Source organism: Pseudomonas sp. N-137, assembly GCF_034555295.1.
Taxonomy (GTDB): domain Bacteria; phylum Pseudomonadota; class Gammaproteobacteria; order Pseudomonadales; family Pseudomonadaceae; genus Aquipseudomonas; species Aquipseudomonas rhizophila.
Genome location: NZ_JAXUDQ010000004.1, coordinates 126233 through 140697, shown reverse-complemented (window position 1 = coordinate 140697; position 14465 = coordinate 126233). Strand labels below are relative to the sequence as shown.

Genomic DNA, 14465 nt, shown 5'->3' with positions numbered 1-14465 from the left:
CCGTTATCCAATCCCAACGGAGAGCTCCCATGACCCACACCCCCGATCGCGACGAACGCCACCTGGCGCGCATGCTGCGCAAGAAAGCCGTGATCGACGAGCGCATCGCCAACTCGCCCAACGAATGTGGCCTGCTGCTGGTGCTGACCGGCAACGGCAAGGGTAAGAGCAGTTCTGCGTTCGGCATGCTGGCCCGGTCCATGGGCCATGGCATGCAATGCGGCGTGGTGCAATTCATCAAGGGGCGTAACAGCACCGGTGAAGAGCTGTTTTTCCGTCGCTTCCCGGAGCAGGTGCGCTTTCATGTCATGGGCGAAGGCTTCACTTGGGAAACCCAGGATCGCCAGCGCGACATCGCCGCGGCTGAAGCGGCCTGGGCAGTTTCGCGTCAATTGCTGAGCGACCCGTCCATAGGCCTGGTGGTGCTCGATGAACTCAACATTGCCCTCAAGCACGGTTACCTTGACCTGGACCAGGTGCTGAGCGACTTGCAGGCCCGTCCGCCGATGCAGCATGTGGTGGTGACCGGTCGCGGCGCCAAGCCGGAATTGATTGAACTGGCCGACACCGTCACCGAAATGGGCATGATCAAGCACGCGTTCCAGGCGGGTATCAAGGCGCAGAAGGGCGTCGAACTGTGAGCGATGTTCCCTTGGCGAGTCGTCACTGCCCGGCGGTGCTGATCGCCGCTCCTGCTTCCGGGCAGGGCAAAACCACGGTCACCGCCGCCCTGGCCCGCTTGCACCGCAAGCAGGGCCGTAGGGTGCGGGTCTTCAAGTGCGGACCTGATTTCCTCGACCCGATGATCCTGGAGCGGGCCAGCGGCGCGCCGGTCTACCAACTGGACATGTGGATGGTCGGCGAGCAGGAGAGTCGTCGATTGTTGTGGGAAGCTGCTGCCGAAGCCGACTTGATTCTGATCGAAGGGGTGATGGGGCTGTTCGATGGCACGCCATCGAGTGCCGATCTGGCCCGGCACTTCGGCGTGCCGGTGCTGGCGGTGATCGATGGCACGGCCATGGCCCAGACCTTCGGTGCCCTGGCCCTGGGCCTGGCGCGGTATCAGCCGGACTTGCCTTTCGCCGGGGTACTGGCCAATCGGGTCGGCACCTTGCGTCATGCGCAGTTGCTCGAAGGCAGCCTGACCGAAGGCCTGCGCTGGTACGGCGCCCTGTCACGGGAAACCGGTATCGAGCTGCCAAGTCGCCACCTTGGGTTGGTCCAGGCCAGTGAATTGAATGATCTGGACCTGCGCCTCGACGCCGCCGCCGATGCCTTGGCTGGCAGTTGTGAAGTGGCGTTGCCGCCGGCTGTGGAGTTCGTCGCGCCAGCGGTGATTGCCGCGCAGCCGTGGCTGGAAGGTGTGCACATCGCCGTGGCCCGGGACGAAGCGTTCGCCTTCACCTATGGCGCCAGCCTTGATTTGTTGCGAGCCATGGGCGCGCAACTGAGCTTCTTTTCACCTATTCATGACAGCGAACTGCCGGCGGCGGACAGCCTGTATCTGCCCGGTGGCTATCCGGAATTGCACCATGTTGCGCTGGCGCAAAACGCGCCGATGCTGGCGGCGATCCGCGCGCACCATCAAGCAGGCAAACCCTTGCTGGCTGAATGCGGCGGCATGCTTTATCTGTTGGACTCGTTGACGGATGTGGACGGCACCCGCGCCGAGCTGCTTGGGTTGCTGGCCGGTGACGCGCAGATGCAAAAGCGTCTGGCGGCCCTGGCGCTGCAATCGGTGGAGTTGCCGGAGGGCACTTTGCGCGGGCATACCTATCATCATTCCCTCACCAGCACCGGGCTGGAGCCGATTGCCCGAGGCCATAGCCCCAATGGCGGGCGTGGCGCGGAGGCGGTTTTCCGGCAGGGTCGGATGACGGCTTCCTATGTGCACTTCTATTTTCCGTCGAATCCAAGGGCGATTGCCGCGCTGTTTGCGCCTGATCCTGAGGCCGCTATCGCCAACAGGCTCGCCCCCACCTCCGATCACCTGACCCCTGTGGGAGCGAGCCTGCTCGCGAAGCGGTCATGACAGACAACTCCTTCTCCCAGGCCGAACGCGATGCCGTCTACCGGGCCATCGCCGAACGCCGCGACATGCGCCACTTCACCGGCGGCACCGTTGAGCCAGCGTTGCTGCGCCGCCTGCTGGAAGCCGCGCATCAAGCCCCCAGTGTGGGTCTGATGCAGCCGTGGCGGTTCATTCGCATCAGCGACCGCGCCTTGCGTGGGCAACTCCGTCAACTGGTGGAACAGGAACGCATCCGCACCGCCGAGGCCCTGGGCGAGCGCAGCGATGAATTCATGAAGCTCAAGGTCGAAGGCCTCAACGACTGCGCCGAAGTGCTGGTGGCGGCGTTGATGGATGATCGCGAGCGCTATGTCTTCGGTCGACGAACCCTGCCGGAAATGGACCTGGCCTCGCTGTCTTGCGCGATTCAGAATCTGTGGCTGGCTTCTCGCGCCGAAGGGCTGGGGATGGGCTGGGTTTCTCTGTTCGAGCCCCAGGCCCTGGCCGAGCTGTTGGGCCTGCCCGCCGGCGCCAAACCGCTGGCAATATTGTGCCTGGGGCCGGTCGAGGGGTTTTACCCGGCACCGATGCTCGCTCTGGAAGGCTGGGCGCAGCCGCGTGCGCTGGATGAATTGCTCTACGAAAACCATTGGGGAGTAAGCCCATGAGTGTGGCGTTGCTCAGTGCTGCCGCGGTGGCGCTGGATGCGCTGTTGGGCGAACCTCGACGCTGGCATCCGCTGGTGGCGTTCGGTCGCTTTGCCGATCGTATCGAACAACGTTTCAACTCCGGCGGGCGTGGCTGGCGCAGCCATGGCGTGACGGCGTGGATCATCGCCGTGGTGCCGTTGACCCTGCTCGCGACGGCGCTGTCCTGGGCGCCGTTGGTGGGCTGGCTGGTGGAAATCCTGGCGCTGTACCTCGCCCTTGGCCTGCGCAGTCTCGGGGAGCATGTCGAGCCAGTGGCCCGGGCTCTGCGCGGCGGGGATCTGGATGAAGCGCGCCGGCGGGTCGGCTATCTGGTCAGTCGCGAAACCGCTGAACTGGATGAGACTGCCGTTGCCCGTGCCGCCACTGAGTCGGTGCTGGAGAACGGCAGCGACGCGGTGTTCGCCGCGCTGTTCTGGTTCGCCGTCGCGGGCGCGCCCGGTGTGGTGTTGTACCGCCTGAGCAATACCCTCGACGCCATGTGGGGCTATCGCAACGAGCGCTTTGAGCGCTTCGGCTGGGCGGCGGCCAAGATCGATGATGGGCTCAACTACATTCCGGCGCGCCTGGTGGCGCTGACTTACGCCGTGCTTGGAAAAACCCGCCTGGCGCTCAGGTGCTGGCGCACTCAGGGCCCGACCTGGGACAGTCCCAATGCCGGGCCCGTGATGGCCGCCGGCGCGGGTGCGCTGGGGGTCGAACTGGGTGGCGCGGCGGTGTATCACGGCCAATTGCATCAACGTCCGCCCTTGGGCGAAGGCGCGCCGGCGAACGCCGACGCCATTGATCGCGGCTGGCAACTGGTCCAGCGTGGCGTATGGTTGTGGTTGCTGATTCTCTGCCTGGGAGCTGAGTTTTATGCTTGAGCACGGTGGGCGCCTGCGCAACGCGGCCCGGCAATACGCGATTGCCGAGGCGCACTGGCTGGATCTGTCCAGCGGCCTGGCGCCCTGGCCGTTCGACGTGCCGGCGATTGCACCGCGGGCCTGGGCACGCCTGCCTGAGACCGATGACGGGTTGGAACAGGCCGCCTGCGATTATTACGGCGCCATGCATGTGCTGCCGGTGGCGGGTTCGCAGATGGCCATCCAACTCTTGCCGCGCCTGCGTCGGGCCGGCAAGGTCGGCGTCCTCTCACCCTGTTACGCCGAACACGCCGAAGCCTGGCGCCGCAGTGGTTACATCGTGCGTGAAGTGCTGGAGCCGGAGGTGGACTTCTTCCTCGACAGCCTTGACGTGCTGGTGGTGGTCAACCCCAACAACCCCACGGGCTTGCTGTTGAGCCCCGAGCGCTTGCTGGACTGGCATGCCCGATTGGCCCAGCGCGGTGGCTGGCTGGTGGTGGATGAGGCGTTCATGGATGTCACGCCACAACTGAGCCTGGCCGCCCATGCCCATCAGGTCGGATTGATCGTGCTGCGTTCGTTCGGCAAGTTTTTTGGCCTGGCCGGGGCTCGCCTGGGATTTGTATTGGCCGAGCGCCACTTGCTCAAGTTGCTCGCCGAACAAGTCGGGCCGTGGGCCGTCAGCGGGCCGACCCGGGTGGTGGGCCAGGCGTGCCTGCTGGACACCGACGCCCAGGCCCGCCAGCGCCAACGCTGCGAAGACACCAGTCAGCGCCTGGCGCTGACGCTCGAACGCCACGGCTTCAAGCCTCAGGGCGGCTGCGGGTTGTTCCAATGGCTGGTCACTGAGCACGCCCAGGCACTTTACGATTTCATGGCCCAGCGCGGCATTCTTCTGCGGTTGTTTACCCATACCAGCAGCCTGCGCTTCGGGTTGCCGGCCGATGACGGTGAATTCCTGCGCCTGGAACAAGCTTTCGAGGCCTACGCCAAGGACATCCAATGACCACTGTAATGGTGCAGGGCACCACGTCCGATGCCGGCAAAAGCACTCTCGTCACGGCGTTGTGCCGCTGGGTCAGGCGTCAGGGGGTGAGCGTGGTGCCGTTCAAACCACAGAACATGGCACTCAACAGCGCGGTAACGGCCGATGGCGGTGAAATCGGCCGTGCCCAGGCCGTGCAGGCCCAGGCGGCCGGTCTCCAACCGCATACCGACATGAACCCGGTGCTGCTCAAGCCCAACAGCGACACCGGCGCCCAGGTCATTATCCATGGCCGCGCCGTCACCACCATGAATGCCGTGGCCTATCACGATTACAAAGCCATCGCGATGCAAGCGGTGCTGGCCTCCCACGAACGTTTGAGCGCGGCGTATCCGGTGGTGATGGTGGAGGGCGCGGGTTCCCCGGCGGAGATCAATCTGCGCGCCGGTGACATTGCCAACATGGGCTTTGCCGAGGCGGTGGACTGTCCGGTGCTGCTGATTGCCGATATCAATCGCGGCGGCGTCTTCGCCCACCTTGTGGGTACCCTGGAGCTGCTTTCGCCCAGCGAACAGGCGCGGGTCAAGGGCTTCATCATCAACCGTTTTCGCGGCGACATCGCCCTGCTGCAACCGGGCCTGGACTGGCTTGAGGCGCGCACCGGCAAACCGGTGATTGGCGTGTTGCCGTACGTGATGGACCTGCATCTGGAAGCCGAGGACGGTCTCGATCAACGGCAGGCCGACAAGGCCGAGCAGGTGCTCAAGGTAGTGGTGCCGGTATTGCCGCGCATCAGCAACCACACCGATTTCGATCCGCTGCGCCTGCATCCGCAGGTCGATCTGCAATTCATCGGCCCAGGCCAGCCCATTCCCGCGGCTGACTTGATCATCCTGCCGGGTTCAAAGAGCGTGCGCAGTGACCTGGCCTACCTGCGCGCCAACGGTTGGGAGACGGCCATCCATCGTCACCTGCGTTATGGAGGCAAGTTGCTAGGCATCTGCGGCGGTCTGCAGATGCTCGGCCAGCAGGTCCACGATCCGCTGGGGCTGGAAGGGGCCGCGGGCTCCAGCACCGGGCTGGGCTTGCTGGCTTTCGAAACGACCCTGGAACACGAGAAGCAGTTGCGCAATGTGCGCGGTCGACTGGCCCTGGAAGAGGCCGAGGTCAGCGGGTATGAAATCCATGCCGGTGTAACCTCAGGCCCGGCATTGGAAAACCCGGCGGTGCAGTTGGATCACGGGCGTTGTGATGGCGCCCAGAGTCTGGATGGACAGATTTTCGGCACCTATCTGCATGGGCTGTTCGAGTCAGCGGCGGCCAGCAGCGCCTTGCTGCGTTGGGCCGGGTTGCAGAATGTGCAGGCGGTGGACTACCACGGGTTGCGCGAGCGGGACATCGAGCGGTTGGCGGATCTGGTGGAGCGGCATTTGGATACCGGGCTGTTGCGTGAGCTGTGTGGGATCTAGGGTGGCTGCACTGGCCTCATCGCGAGCAGGCTCGCTCCCACAAGGGACTTGTGTGCATCGCACAACCACTGTGGGAGCGAGCCTGCTCGCGATGAAGCCGGCAGCAACACGGCCAATTTGAAAGGTAAAAAACATGCTGCAACTGATCCTCGGCGGCGCCCGCTCCGGTAAGAGTCGCCTGGCCGAAAAGCTCGCCACAGACAGCCGATTGCCCGTTACCTACATCGCCACCAGCCAACCTCTGGATGGCGAGATGAACGAACGGGTCGCCCAACACCGCGCTCGCCGTCCGGCCGAATGGGCGCTGGTGGAGGAGCCGTTGGCCCTGGCGCGGGTGCTGCGCGATAACGCCGGTTCAGGGCAATGCCTGTTGGTGGATTGCCTGACCCTGTGGCTGACCAATCTGCTGATGCTCGACAACCTCGAGCAGTTGAACGCCGAGCGTGACGCTCTACTGGAGTGCGTTGGCGCGCTGCCGGGCGAAATCATTTTTGTCAGCAACGAGACCGGAATGGGTGTCGTGCCGCTGGGCGAGTTGACTCGCCGTTATGTCGATGAAGCCGGTTGGCTGCATCAAGCTTTGGCCGAACGTTGCCAGCGCGTCGTGCTGACCGTTGCCGGCTTGCCCCTGACTCTCAAAGGTACTGCGTTATGAATCATCGCTGGTGGCTGGACCCGTGCAAGCCCCTCGACACCCAGGCCCTGGAGCAGGCTGCGGTCCGTCAGCAACAACTGACCAAGCCGTCCGGCTCCCTGGGGCGACTCGAGGCAGTGGCGGTGCAACTGGCGGGTTTGCAAGGGCAGGTCAAGCCGAGCCTGGATCAACTCTGGATCGCAATTTTCGCAGGTGATCACGGTGTGGTGGCCGAAGGCGTATCGGCCTATCCCCAGGAAGTCACCGGGCAGATGCTCCTCAACTTCGTCAGCGGTGGCGCGGCGATCAGTGTATTGGCGCGGCAACTGGGCGCCTCGTTGGAAGTGGTTGACCTGGGCACTGTGACGCCTTCGCTGGCGCTACCCGGTGTGCGGCATCTGAACGTGGGGCCAGGTACCGCGAATTTCGTGCAGGGGCCGGCGATGACCGTGACCCAAGGCGAGCAGGCATTGCTGGCCGGACGTGACAGTGTGTTGCGTGCTGTCGCCGCCGGAACGCAGCTGTTCATCGGCGGCGAAATGGGCATTGGCAACACCACGGCGGCCAGTGCCCTGGCCTGTGCCTTGCTTGACTGCCCGGTGACTCACCTGGTCGGGCCGGGCACCGGGCTGGACGCCGCGGGTGTCAGCCGCAAGGCTCAAGTCATCGAGCGCGCCCTGGCGTTGCACGGTGCACAGCGTAACGATCCACTGCAAACACTGTTCAACCTGGGCGGGTTTGAAATCGCAGCGTTGGCTGGCGCGTATCTGGCCTGCGCCCAGCAGGGCGTTGCGGTGCTGGTGGATGGTTTCATCTGCAGCGTCGCAGCACTGGTGGCGGTGCGTCTCAATCCTCAATGCAGGCAATGGCTGTTGTTCGGCCATCGCGGTGCCGAGCCGGGGCATCGGCACGTTCTGGAAACCCTCGGCGCTGAGCCGCTCATTGACCTGGGTCTGCGCCTGGGTGAGGGCAGTGGTGCGGCGTTGGCGGTGCCGCTGTTGCGCCTGGCGTGTGATCTTCACGGGCAGATGGCGACGTTTGCCGAAGCGGCTGTGGCGGATCGCCCGGCATGACTTTGCACCTGGACCTGCTGCGCCACGGCGAGACCGAACTGGGCGGCGGGCTGCGTGGCAGCCTCGACGATGCCTTGACGGACAGGGGCTGGGAGCAGATGCGCGAGGCGGTCGCGGCGGGCGGGCCCTGGGATCGGCTGGTGAGTTCGCCGTTGCAGCGTTGCGCCCGTTTCACTGAGCAACTCGGCGTCCAGCTCGATGTGCCGGTGCACCTGGACAAGGATCTGCAGGAGCTGCATTTCGGCGCCTGGGAAGGCTGCAGCGCGGCGGCGTTGATGGACACCGACGCCGAGGCGCTGGGCCGCTTTTGGGCCGATCCCTACGCATTCACTCCGCCAGACGGCGAGCCGGTGCTGGAGTTTTCGAAGCGAGTCCTGGCGGCGGTTGAACGCCTGAGGACCGCGTATGCAGGGCAGCGCGTATTGCTGGTCAGCCATGGCGGGGTGATGCGCTTGCTGCTGGCGCGAGCCCGCGGTCTGCCTCGGGAGCAGTTGCTCAATGTAGAAGTGGCTCATGGCGCGCTGTTTTCTCTTCGGGTGTCGCCTGGTTCGGTGTTGAAGGAAGAGGGCTGAAGATGCTGGCGTTCTGGATCGCCTTGCAGTTCCTGAGCAGCCTGCCGGTTCGCTTGCCGGGCATGCCTGAGCCTGCGCAGTTGGGGCGTTCGTTGCTGTTTTATCCGCTCGTAGGTCTGTTGTTCGGAGGCTTGTTGTGGGGGCTTGATGCCCTGTTGCTTGGCACGCCGCTGCTGCTCCATGGAGCCCTGTTGCTCACCGCTTGGGTGCTGCTTAGCGGCGGCCTGCACCTGGACGGGCTGGCCGACAGCGCGGATGCCTGGCTCGGCGGTTTTGGCGATCGCGAGCGTACGCTGCTGATCATGAAAGACCCTCGCAGCGGGCCGATTGCGGTGATTACGCTGGTGTTGGTGCTGCTGCTCAAATTCGCCGCATTGCTGGCCCTGATCGAGCAGCGACAAACCCTGGCATTGATCATCGTGCCGGTGTTGGGGCGTGGCGCGTTGCTGGGGTTATTCCTGACCACCCCATACGTGCGTGCCGGCGGGTTAGGGCAGGCGCTCGCCGACCATCTGCCGCGCCACAGCGGCTGGCAGGTATTGCTGGCCTGTGCGCTAGGGGGCCTGCTGGTGGCGGGCTGGGTCGGGGTATCGGCGCTGGTCATCGCTCTAACGGTATTTATCGGGTTGCGCCAGATGATGTTGCGCAGGCTGGGAGGGTGTACCGGGGATACGGCAGGCGCCTTGCTGGAGCTGCTTGAAATGGTGGTGTTGGTGGGGCTGGTGCTGATCTGGAATTGAGCGCTACCTGTCTGGCTGGGGATTCAGTTTGAAATTTCCTGAATTAAAATTTGCATTCCCTTAATCGCGGGTATATACACGCACTATGCTTGCCTCCCAATGTTTGTGCATCAACCTGCGTCGCGCCGCTCGGGGCGTCAGCAGGTATTACGACGGCGCCCTCGACGGCTTCGGGATCAACGTCGCCCAGTATTCCTTGCTGAGCAACCTGGCGCGCCTGGACCAACCGAGTATCTCTTCCCTGGCCGAGGCCATGGGCCTGGACCGCAGCACCCTGGGGCGCAACCTGCGGGTACTGGAAGGTGAGGGGCTGGTGGCGCTGGCCGAAGGTGAAGACTTGCGCAATCGCATTGTCGAACTCACTGAAGCCGGGCATGCCCGGCTGGCGGCGGCGTTGCCGGCCTGGGAAGCGGCGCAACAACGATTGATCGATAAGCTGGGCGCCGAAAAGCGCGCAACGTTGCTGGCCTTGCTGGATGAACTGGCGTGAAGCCGGTTCGTTCGAAGATAAGCGGGTATATACCCGTGACCGGAGAATAAAATGACATCGATGTGGCGTACCTGTGGTTGGGTTCTGGTGGGCGGCGCGCTGATCCTGGCGTTGTCCCTGGGTGTACGGCATGGCTTCGGGCTGTTTCTGGCGCCGATGAGTGCCGAGTTTGGCTGGGGTCGTGAGGTGTTTGCCTTCGCCATTGCCTTGCAGAACTTGATCTGGGGCTTGGCGCAACCTTTTACCGGGGCGCTGGCCGACCGCTTCGGTGCCGCGAAAGTCGTGCTCATCGGTGGCGTGCTGTATGCCCTCGGTCTGGTCTTCATGGGCATGGCCGACTCGCCATGGTCGCTTTCATTGAGCGCGGGTCTGTTGATTGGTATCGGTCTGTCCGGCACGTCGTTTTCGGTGATCCTCGGCGTGGTCGGGCGTGCTGTGCCGCCGGAAAAACGCAGCATGGGCATGGGGATCGCCAGCGCTGCCGGCTCCTTCGGCCAATTCGCCATGTTGCCGGGCACGCTGGGGCTGATTGGCTGGCTCGGCTGGTCTGCCGCGCTGTTGGCGCTGGGGCTGCTGGTGGCGCTGATCGTGCCGCTGGTGAGCATGCTCAAGGACACCCCTGCGCCGCTGACCGGTCATGAGCAAACCTTGTCCGAAGCGCTGCGCGAGGCCTGCAGCCACTCCGGCTTCTGGCTGCTGGCGGTTGGCTTTTTTGTCTGTGGGTTCCAAGTGGTATTCATTGGCGTGCATTTGCCGGCCTATCTGGTGGACCAGCACCTGGCGGCCAGCGTCGGCACGACCGTGCTGGCCCTGGTCGGCCTGTTCAATATCTTCGGCACCTACACCGCAGGCTGGTTGGGCGGTCGGATGTCCAAGCCGCGCTTGCTGACCGGGTTGTACCTGTTGCGGGCGGTGGTGATTGGCTTGTTCCTGTGGTTGCCGGTGACGACTACCACGGCTTACCTGTTCGGGATGGCGATGGGCTTTTTGTGGCTGTCGACGGTGCCTTTGACCAACGGCACGGTAGCGACGTTGTTTGGTGTACGAAATCTCTCAATGTTGGGTGGGATCGTGTTCCTGTTCCACCAGTTAGGTTCGTTCCTGGGGGGCTGGCTGGGTGGGGTGGTATACGACCGAACCGGCAGTTATGACTTGATCTGGCAGGTGTCGATCCTGCTCAGTCTGCTGGCGGCGGCGTTGAACTGGCCGGTGCGTGAGCGTCCGGTGGCGCGGCTGCAAGTTCAGGCAGGTGCGGCATGAGCCGCGTAGGCCCGTGGTTGATTGCTGCCGGTGCCGGCCTGCTGCTGGTGGTCGCCTGGTGGGGGTGGCATCAGGGCGGGCTGGCGTTGATGCAACTGGGTATGGGCACCTGCTGAGCGGTGGACGGCGCCGGGTAGGGGGGAGTAACGTCGGGGTCTGACGTGCTTTCAAGGAGATTGCGACATGCTGATGCGCAGGTTTGCTGTACCCGCTCTGCTGCTGGCTTTGACCGGGCACGTATGGGCCGCTGACTGCCCACCCATGCTGGAGGGCTCGCTGCCCAAGTTGCGGGCCAAGGAAAACATCGATCTGTGCCAGCGTTTCGCCGGCCAGCCGCTGGTGGTGGTCAACACTGCCAGCTTCTGTGGTTTCGCCCCGCAGTTCAAAGGTCTGGAGGCACTCAACCAGCGCTATAAAGGTGACGGTCTGCAAGTGCTGGGGGTACCGTCCAATGACTTCAAACAGGAATCCAAGGACGGCGAAGAGACGGCCAAGGTCTGCTACGTCAATTATGGCGTGACCTTCACCATGACCGAGCCCCAACCGGTACGCGGCGCGGACGCCATCCCGTTGTTCAAGCATCTGGCCGAACAGTCCGGGGCACCGAAATGGAACTTCTACAAGTATGTCGTGGACCGCCAGGGTAAAGTCGTCGCCAGCTTCTCCAGTCGGACCAAACCCGACGATCCTGAATTCATCCAGGCGGTAGAAGCGGCCATCGCCTCCCGCCCCTGATCGCCAGTCACGAAAAAGCCCCGCCTCTTTGCAGAGTGCGGGGCTTTTTTTCGCTTCAGATGGCGAGGGGTTCAGGCCCGCCATGAATCATCAGAAACGGTAGGTTGCACCGACACCGAAGCCATTTGCGCTGTTTTCGTATTCAGCGTTGTAGGACTGGCCCAGAGCGTTGCTGTGATTGACGCTGACTTTCTCTTCCTTGAGATAGGAATACGCCACGTCGATGGTCAGGTCTTCGGTCGGGCTCCAACCTGCACCCAGGCTGAAGATGGTCCGGTCGCCGGTAGGGATGCGTGGCGAGCGGTCGATGTTGTTGGTAGGTGACTGGTCGAAAGTCAGGCCGGTACGCAGCACCCACTGTTTGTTCAACTGGTAGGACGTACCGATGGCGTAGGCCCAGGTGTCATGCCAGTTCTGTTCCTCGGTAATGGTGCCAAGGAACGCAGGGGCCAGTGCACCACCGTTTGCAGGCGTGACGCCTTCGTTGTCCACGGTGATTTCTTTCAAGCGGCTCCAGCGAGTCCAGGTGCTGCCGGCATAAAGGGTCCAGGCATCGTTGAGCTGCTGGGTGACCGAAAAGTCCACCGATTCAGGTGTCGTGATGTCCAGCGAAGCGTCATAACGCGCCCCGCTCAGGAACCCGGCAGGAGTGCCGGCACCCGGGCTTACCTTGGTGTGGCCTTCAAGTTTGTACTTGACCTTGGAGTGGTAGGTCAGGCCAACACGAGTGGTGTCGGTCGCCTGGACCAGCACGCCGATATTGTAGCCATAGCCAATGTCGTCGCCCTTGATCTTCACTTCGCCATCGTTCGGTGAAAGCGGCGTGGTCAGGGTCGATTCCAGTGCGCCGGAAATGTGGTTGATGGTCGGGCCGAAACCGATCGACACCTTGTCGTTGAAGGCGTAGCTGACGGTGGGCTGGAAGGCGACGACTTTCACTTCGCTCTTGCTGCCGAAGTTGCGACCCTGGAAGCTGCTTTCATAATCGGTGATCAGGCCGAACGGTGCGTATACACCCAGGCCGAAAGCCCATTGATCATCGATAGGCTTGACGTAATAGCCCATCGGAACGGCAGTGAACGGCACCATGTCGCCCTTGTTGGTGCCCGATTGGCTACCGCTGGCGTCGTTGATGTCGGTGGACGCGTCGATAGCGGCCATACCGCCCGTAACTTGCTGGCGCTTGAGGCGCGACATGCCGGCCGGGTTGCCAAACACAGTGCTTGCATCATCGGCAGAGGAAGAACGCCCAGCGAAACCGGTGCCCATGCCACTGATGCTTTGTTCGTTCAAGGCAAAGCCACTGGCGAAAATCTGCGTGGATGCCAAGGTAACGGCAAGGCCAAGGGTGGTTTTGAGCATCATTTTTTTCATTGTTAGAACTCCAGGTGATCACCGGGGCGAAAATTACCAACATTTTCGTTTAAGCGCTATAGGCTGTATGGCTTGATTTAGAGCGGTTTTGTAGGACAATCAGACCAAATTCGCGGCTGTTGTAGGAACTTTCCAGATCTGACCTTAGCAGGCGACCTGATTCAGCGGCGAAACACAACTTTGCCAGGCGCAGGTGAAATCCCGCAGGCGCCCTTGAGGGTGAAATGTCTGGCGCCAGATCCGGGCCATGCCTAACAGGTCATCGGCTTCAGGAAGCGCGAGGTTCTGTTCCTCCACCAAAAGCCAGGCAATGGCGGTGGCGTAACGCAGATTGACGGTCAATTCCAGGTGCGGGCCGCTGAGAAAGGCGTGCTGGCTGGCCAGGCCCCGAACCAGGCTGGCTCGTTCCGGATCCAGAGCCAGGTAATGGTCCCAGAGCGCCCGGTGGCGGGGTTCGGGAATGCGGTACAGGCCGTGCCCGCGACGGTCATGCAGGGCTGATCCCAGGGCGGACTGGCTGGCGGCAATCCCCAGCAACAAGGATTCCGCCGTTGCACTGTGGCGCTCCAGGTACAGGAGCGTCGGGCGGATCACATATCGACACAGTTCGCTGGCAGCGATACCCATAAAACCCTCGAAACGTGAAAGGGGCAGAGCCTGAAATGGGTGTGGGCTTGGCAGCGGTGGTTCGGTTCAGGCTCCGCCGGAAGCGGATCATGCCGCTTGACTTGAAGTGTAGTGTCATATTCCCGCTGTAAAGGACTGTTTTTAAAACATCTTCGCCGAACGGTTATAACCGTTATATCCCCCGGTGCTTAAGCCGTTGCGCTTTATCGAGAAATTCTGGGCAATAAAAAACCCCGCTTTTGGGGCGGGGCCTTAGGGTTTCAGCCTTTGCGGCGTATCAGGCAACCAGTGCCTGACGGGTACGCTCGATCACGGCCTGCAGCGGTTCTGCGCTGGAGTACTGATCGGGGTACAGGCGTTCGCTGTGACGGGCGATGCCATGTTCGTTGACCAGCGTGAAGCTGAAGCAGCCTTTGCGAGCGGCCATGATCAGGCAGTTCATTGGGGCAAAAGCGTTGGTTAGGGTGCGGATGGCATCCTGTGTATGGATTTGAGTCGACATGTTATGGGTGTTCCTACAAATGACACGGTTAAGAACCGTGCAACGTTAAAACGTTCCAGTAACGTCGACCACCATTGGTCGAACGAAGAACCCGACTGGAACAAAGCAGCCAGTTTGAGCGCTATATAAAGTGCGCGCTTGGGCTGGCAGGTAGGTACTTAGGAGGGCAGGCAACACATCAAGGGCAAAGGTTCTGGGCCCGGGGTGAAGATCCTGATCAATTTTGCAGGCTGGTTCGGTCAGAGTAACGAGTCTGGCAACATCCTTTGCAATCGATCAAAGGCAGTGTTGACGCAAGAATTACCTGGAAACCATCGAGGGGGTCGGTCTCTTTTTGTCGGTGAGGCTTCTCTTGAAGAAGGCTGACCGTGGAGATGTATTCGACCCGGAATTGACTTTCAGCTTGGTACTAACGCCGCGGATAGTAACGGATCGAGTGGT

At 62.5% G+C, this 14465-nt stretch carries 16 protein-coding genes; 13 read left to right on the top strand and 3 right to left on the bottom strand.

What is annotated here, in order from left to right; all coding sequences use genetic code 11:
* The first annotated feature begins 29 nt into the window (after positions 1 to 29).
* From cobO to T3A99_RS00975, 13 genes are all read left to right on the top strand, one after another.
* Complete coding sequence (cobO, locus tag T3A99_RS01035; protein ID WP_047228719.1) at positions 30 to 641, top strand: cob(I)yrinic acid a,c-diamide adenosyltransferase; 612 nt, start codon at positions 30 to 32, stop codon at positions 639 to 641.
* Complete coding sequence (locus T3A99_RS01030; protein ID WP_047228718.1) at positions 638 to 2032, top strand: cobyrinate a,c-diamide synthase; 1395 nt, start codon at positions 638 to 640, stop codon at positions 2030 to 2032. The genes cobO and T3A99_RS01030 overlap by 4 nt, the downstream gene beginning before the upstream one ends.
* Complete coding sequence (gene bluB, locus T3A99_RS01025; protein ID WP_047228717.1) at positions 2029 to 2679, top strand: 5,6-dimethylbenzimidazole synthase; 651 nt, start codon at positions 2029 to 2031, stop codon at positions 2677 to 2679. Before T3A99_RS01030 ends, bluB begins: the two co-directional genes overlap by 4 nt.
* Positions 2676 to 3584 (top strand): adenosylcobinamide-phosphate synthase CbiB, encoded by a 909-nt coding sequence (cbiB, locus tag T3A99_RS01020; RefSeq protein WP_047228716.1) that lies wholly within the window; start codon positions 2676 to 2678, stop codon positions 3582 to 3584. The genes bluB and cbiB overlap by 4 nt, the downstream gene beginning before the upstream one ends.
* Entirely contained in the window at positions 3577 to 4569 is a 993-nt protein-coding gene (gene cobD, locus T3A99_RS01015; protein WP_047228715.1) for a threonine-phosphate decarboxylase CobD, read from the top strand. Before cbiB ends, cobD begins: the two co-directional genes overlap by 8 nt.
* Complete coding sequence (locus tag T3A99_RS01010) at positions 4566 to 6017, top strand: cobyric acid synthase (protein WP_322833867.1); 1452 nt, start codon at positions 4566 to 4568, stop codon at positions 6015 to 6017. Before cobD ends, T3A99_RS01010 begins: the two co-directional genes overlap by 4 nt.
* 133 nt (positions 6018 to 6150) lie before the next feature.
* Positions 6151 to 6672: a bifunctional adenosylcobinamide kinase/adenosylcobinamide-phosphate guanylyltransferase gene (gene cobU / locus T3A99_RS01005; RefSeq protein ID WP_047228713.1), complete on the top strand. Its 522-nt coding sequence runs from the start codon at positions 6151 to 6153 to the stop codon at positions 6670 to 6672.
* The gene (gene cobT, locus T3A99_RS01000) at positions 6669 to 7724 is read left to right on the top strand and encodes a nicotinate-nucleotide--dimethylbenzimidazole phosphoribosyltransferase (RefSeq protein ID WP_322833866.1); all 1056 of its coding nucleotides are present in this window, start codon (positions 6669 to 6671) and stop codon (positions 7722 to 7724) included. The genes cobU and cobT overlap by 4 nt, the downstream gene beginning before the upstream one ends.
* Positions 7721 to 8296 carry an alpha-ribazole phosphatase family protein gene (gene cobC / locus T3A99_RS00995; RefSeq protein ID WP_173406656.1) on the top strand — a complete coding sequence of 192 codons (576 nt, stop codon included), beginning with the start codon at positions 7721 to 7723 and terminating at the stop codon, positions 8294 to 8296. The genes cobT and cobC overlap by 4 nt, the downstream gene beginning before the upstream one ends.
* A gap of 2 nt (positions 8297 to 8298) precedes the next feature.
* Complete coding sequence (locus tag T3A99_RS00990; protein WP_107321743.1) at positions 8299 to 9036, top strand: adenosylcobinamide-GDP ribazoletransferase; 738 nt, start codon at positions 8299 to 8301, stop codon at positions 9034 to 9036.
* An 85-nt stretch (positions 9037 to 9121) separates the two neighbouring features.
* Positions 9122 to 9526: a MarR family winged helix-turn-helix transcriptional regulator gene (locus T3A99_RS00985; protein WP_047228709.1), complete on the top strand. Its 405-nt coding sequence runs from the start codon at positions 9122 to 9124 to the stop codon at positions 9524 to 9526.
* A 51-nt stretch (positions 9527 to 9577) separates the two neighbouring features.
* A complete protein-coding gene (locus tag T3A99_RS00980; RefSeq protein ID WP_076383765.1) occupies positions 9578 to 10786 on the top strand; it encodes an MFS transporter in 1209 nt (402 codons plus the stop codon).
* 183 nt (positions 10787 to 10969) lie between these two features.
* Positions 10970 to 11521, top strand: a complete 552-nt coding sequence (locus T3A99_RS00975) for a glutathione peroxidase (protein WP_047228707.1) — start codon at positions 10970 to 10972, stop codon at positions 11519 to 11521.
* A 90-nt stretch (positions 11522 to 11611) separates the two neighbouring features.
* On the opposite strand, the gene T3A99_RS00970 is transcribed toward T3A99_RS00975, so the two are convergent.
* From T3A99_RS00970 to T3A99_RS00960, 3 genes are all read right to left on the bottom strand, one after another.
* Positions 11612 to 12895: an OmpP1/FadL family transporter gene (locus tag T3A99_RS00970; RefSeq protein ID WP_047228706.1), complete on the bottom strand. Its 1284-nt coding sequence runs from the start codon at positions 12893 to 12895 to the stop codon at positions 11612 to 11614.
* A gap of 144 nt (positions 12896 to 13039) precedes the next feature.
* The gene (locus T3A99_RS00965) at positions 13040 to 13522 is read right to left on the bottom strand and encodes a hypothetical protein (RefSeq protein WP_047228705.1); all 483 of its coding nucleotides are present in this window, start codon (positions 13520 to 13522) and stop codon (positions 13040 to 13042) included.
* A 277-nt stretch (positions 13523 to 13799) separates the two neighbouring features.
* The gene (locus T3A99_RS00960) at positions 13800 to 14024 is read right to left on the bottom strand and encodes a hypothetical protein (protein WP_007898912.1); all 225 of its coding nucleotides are present in this window, start codon (positions 14022 to 14024) and stop codon (positions 13800 to 13802) included.
* Positions 14025 to 14465: the final 441 nt, after the last annotated feature.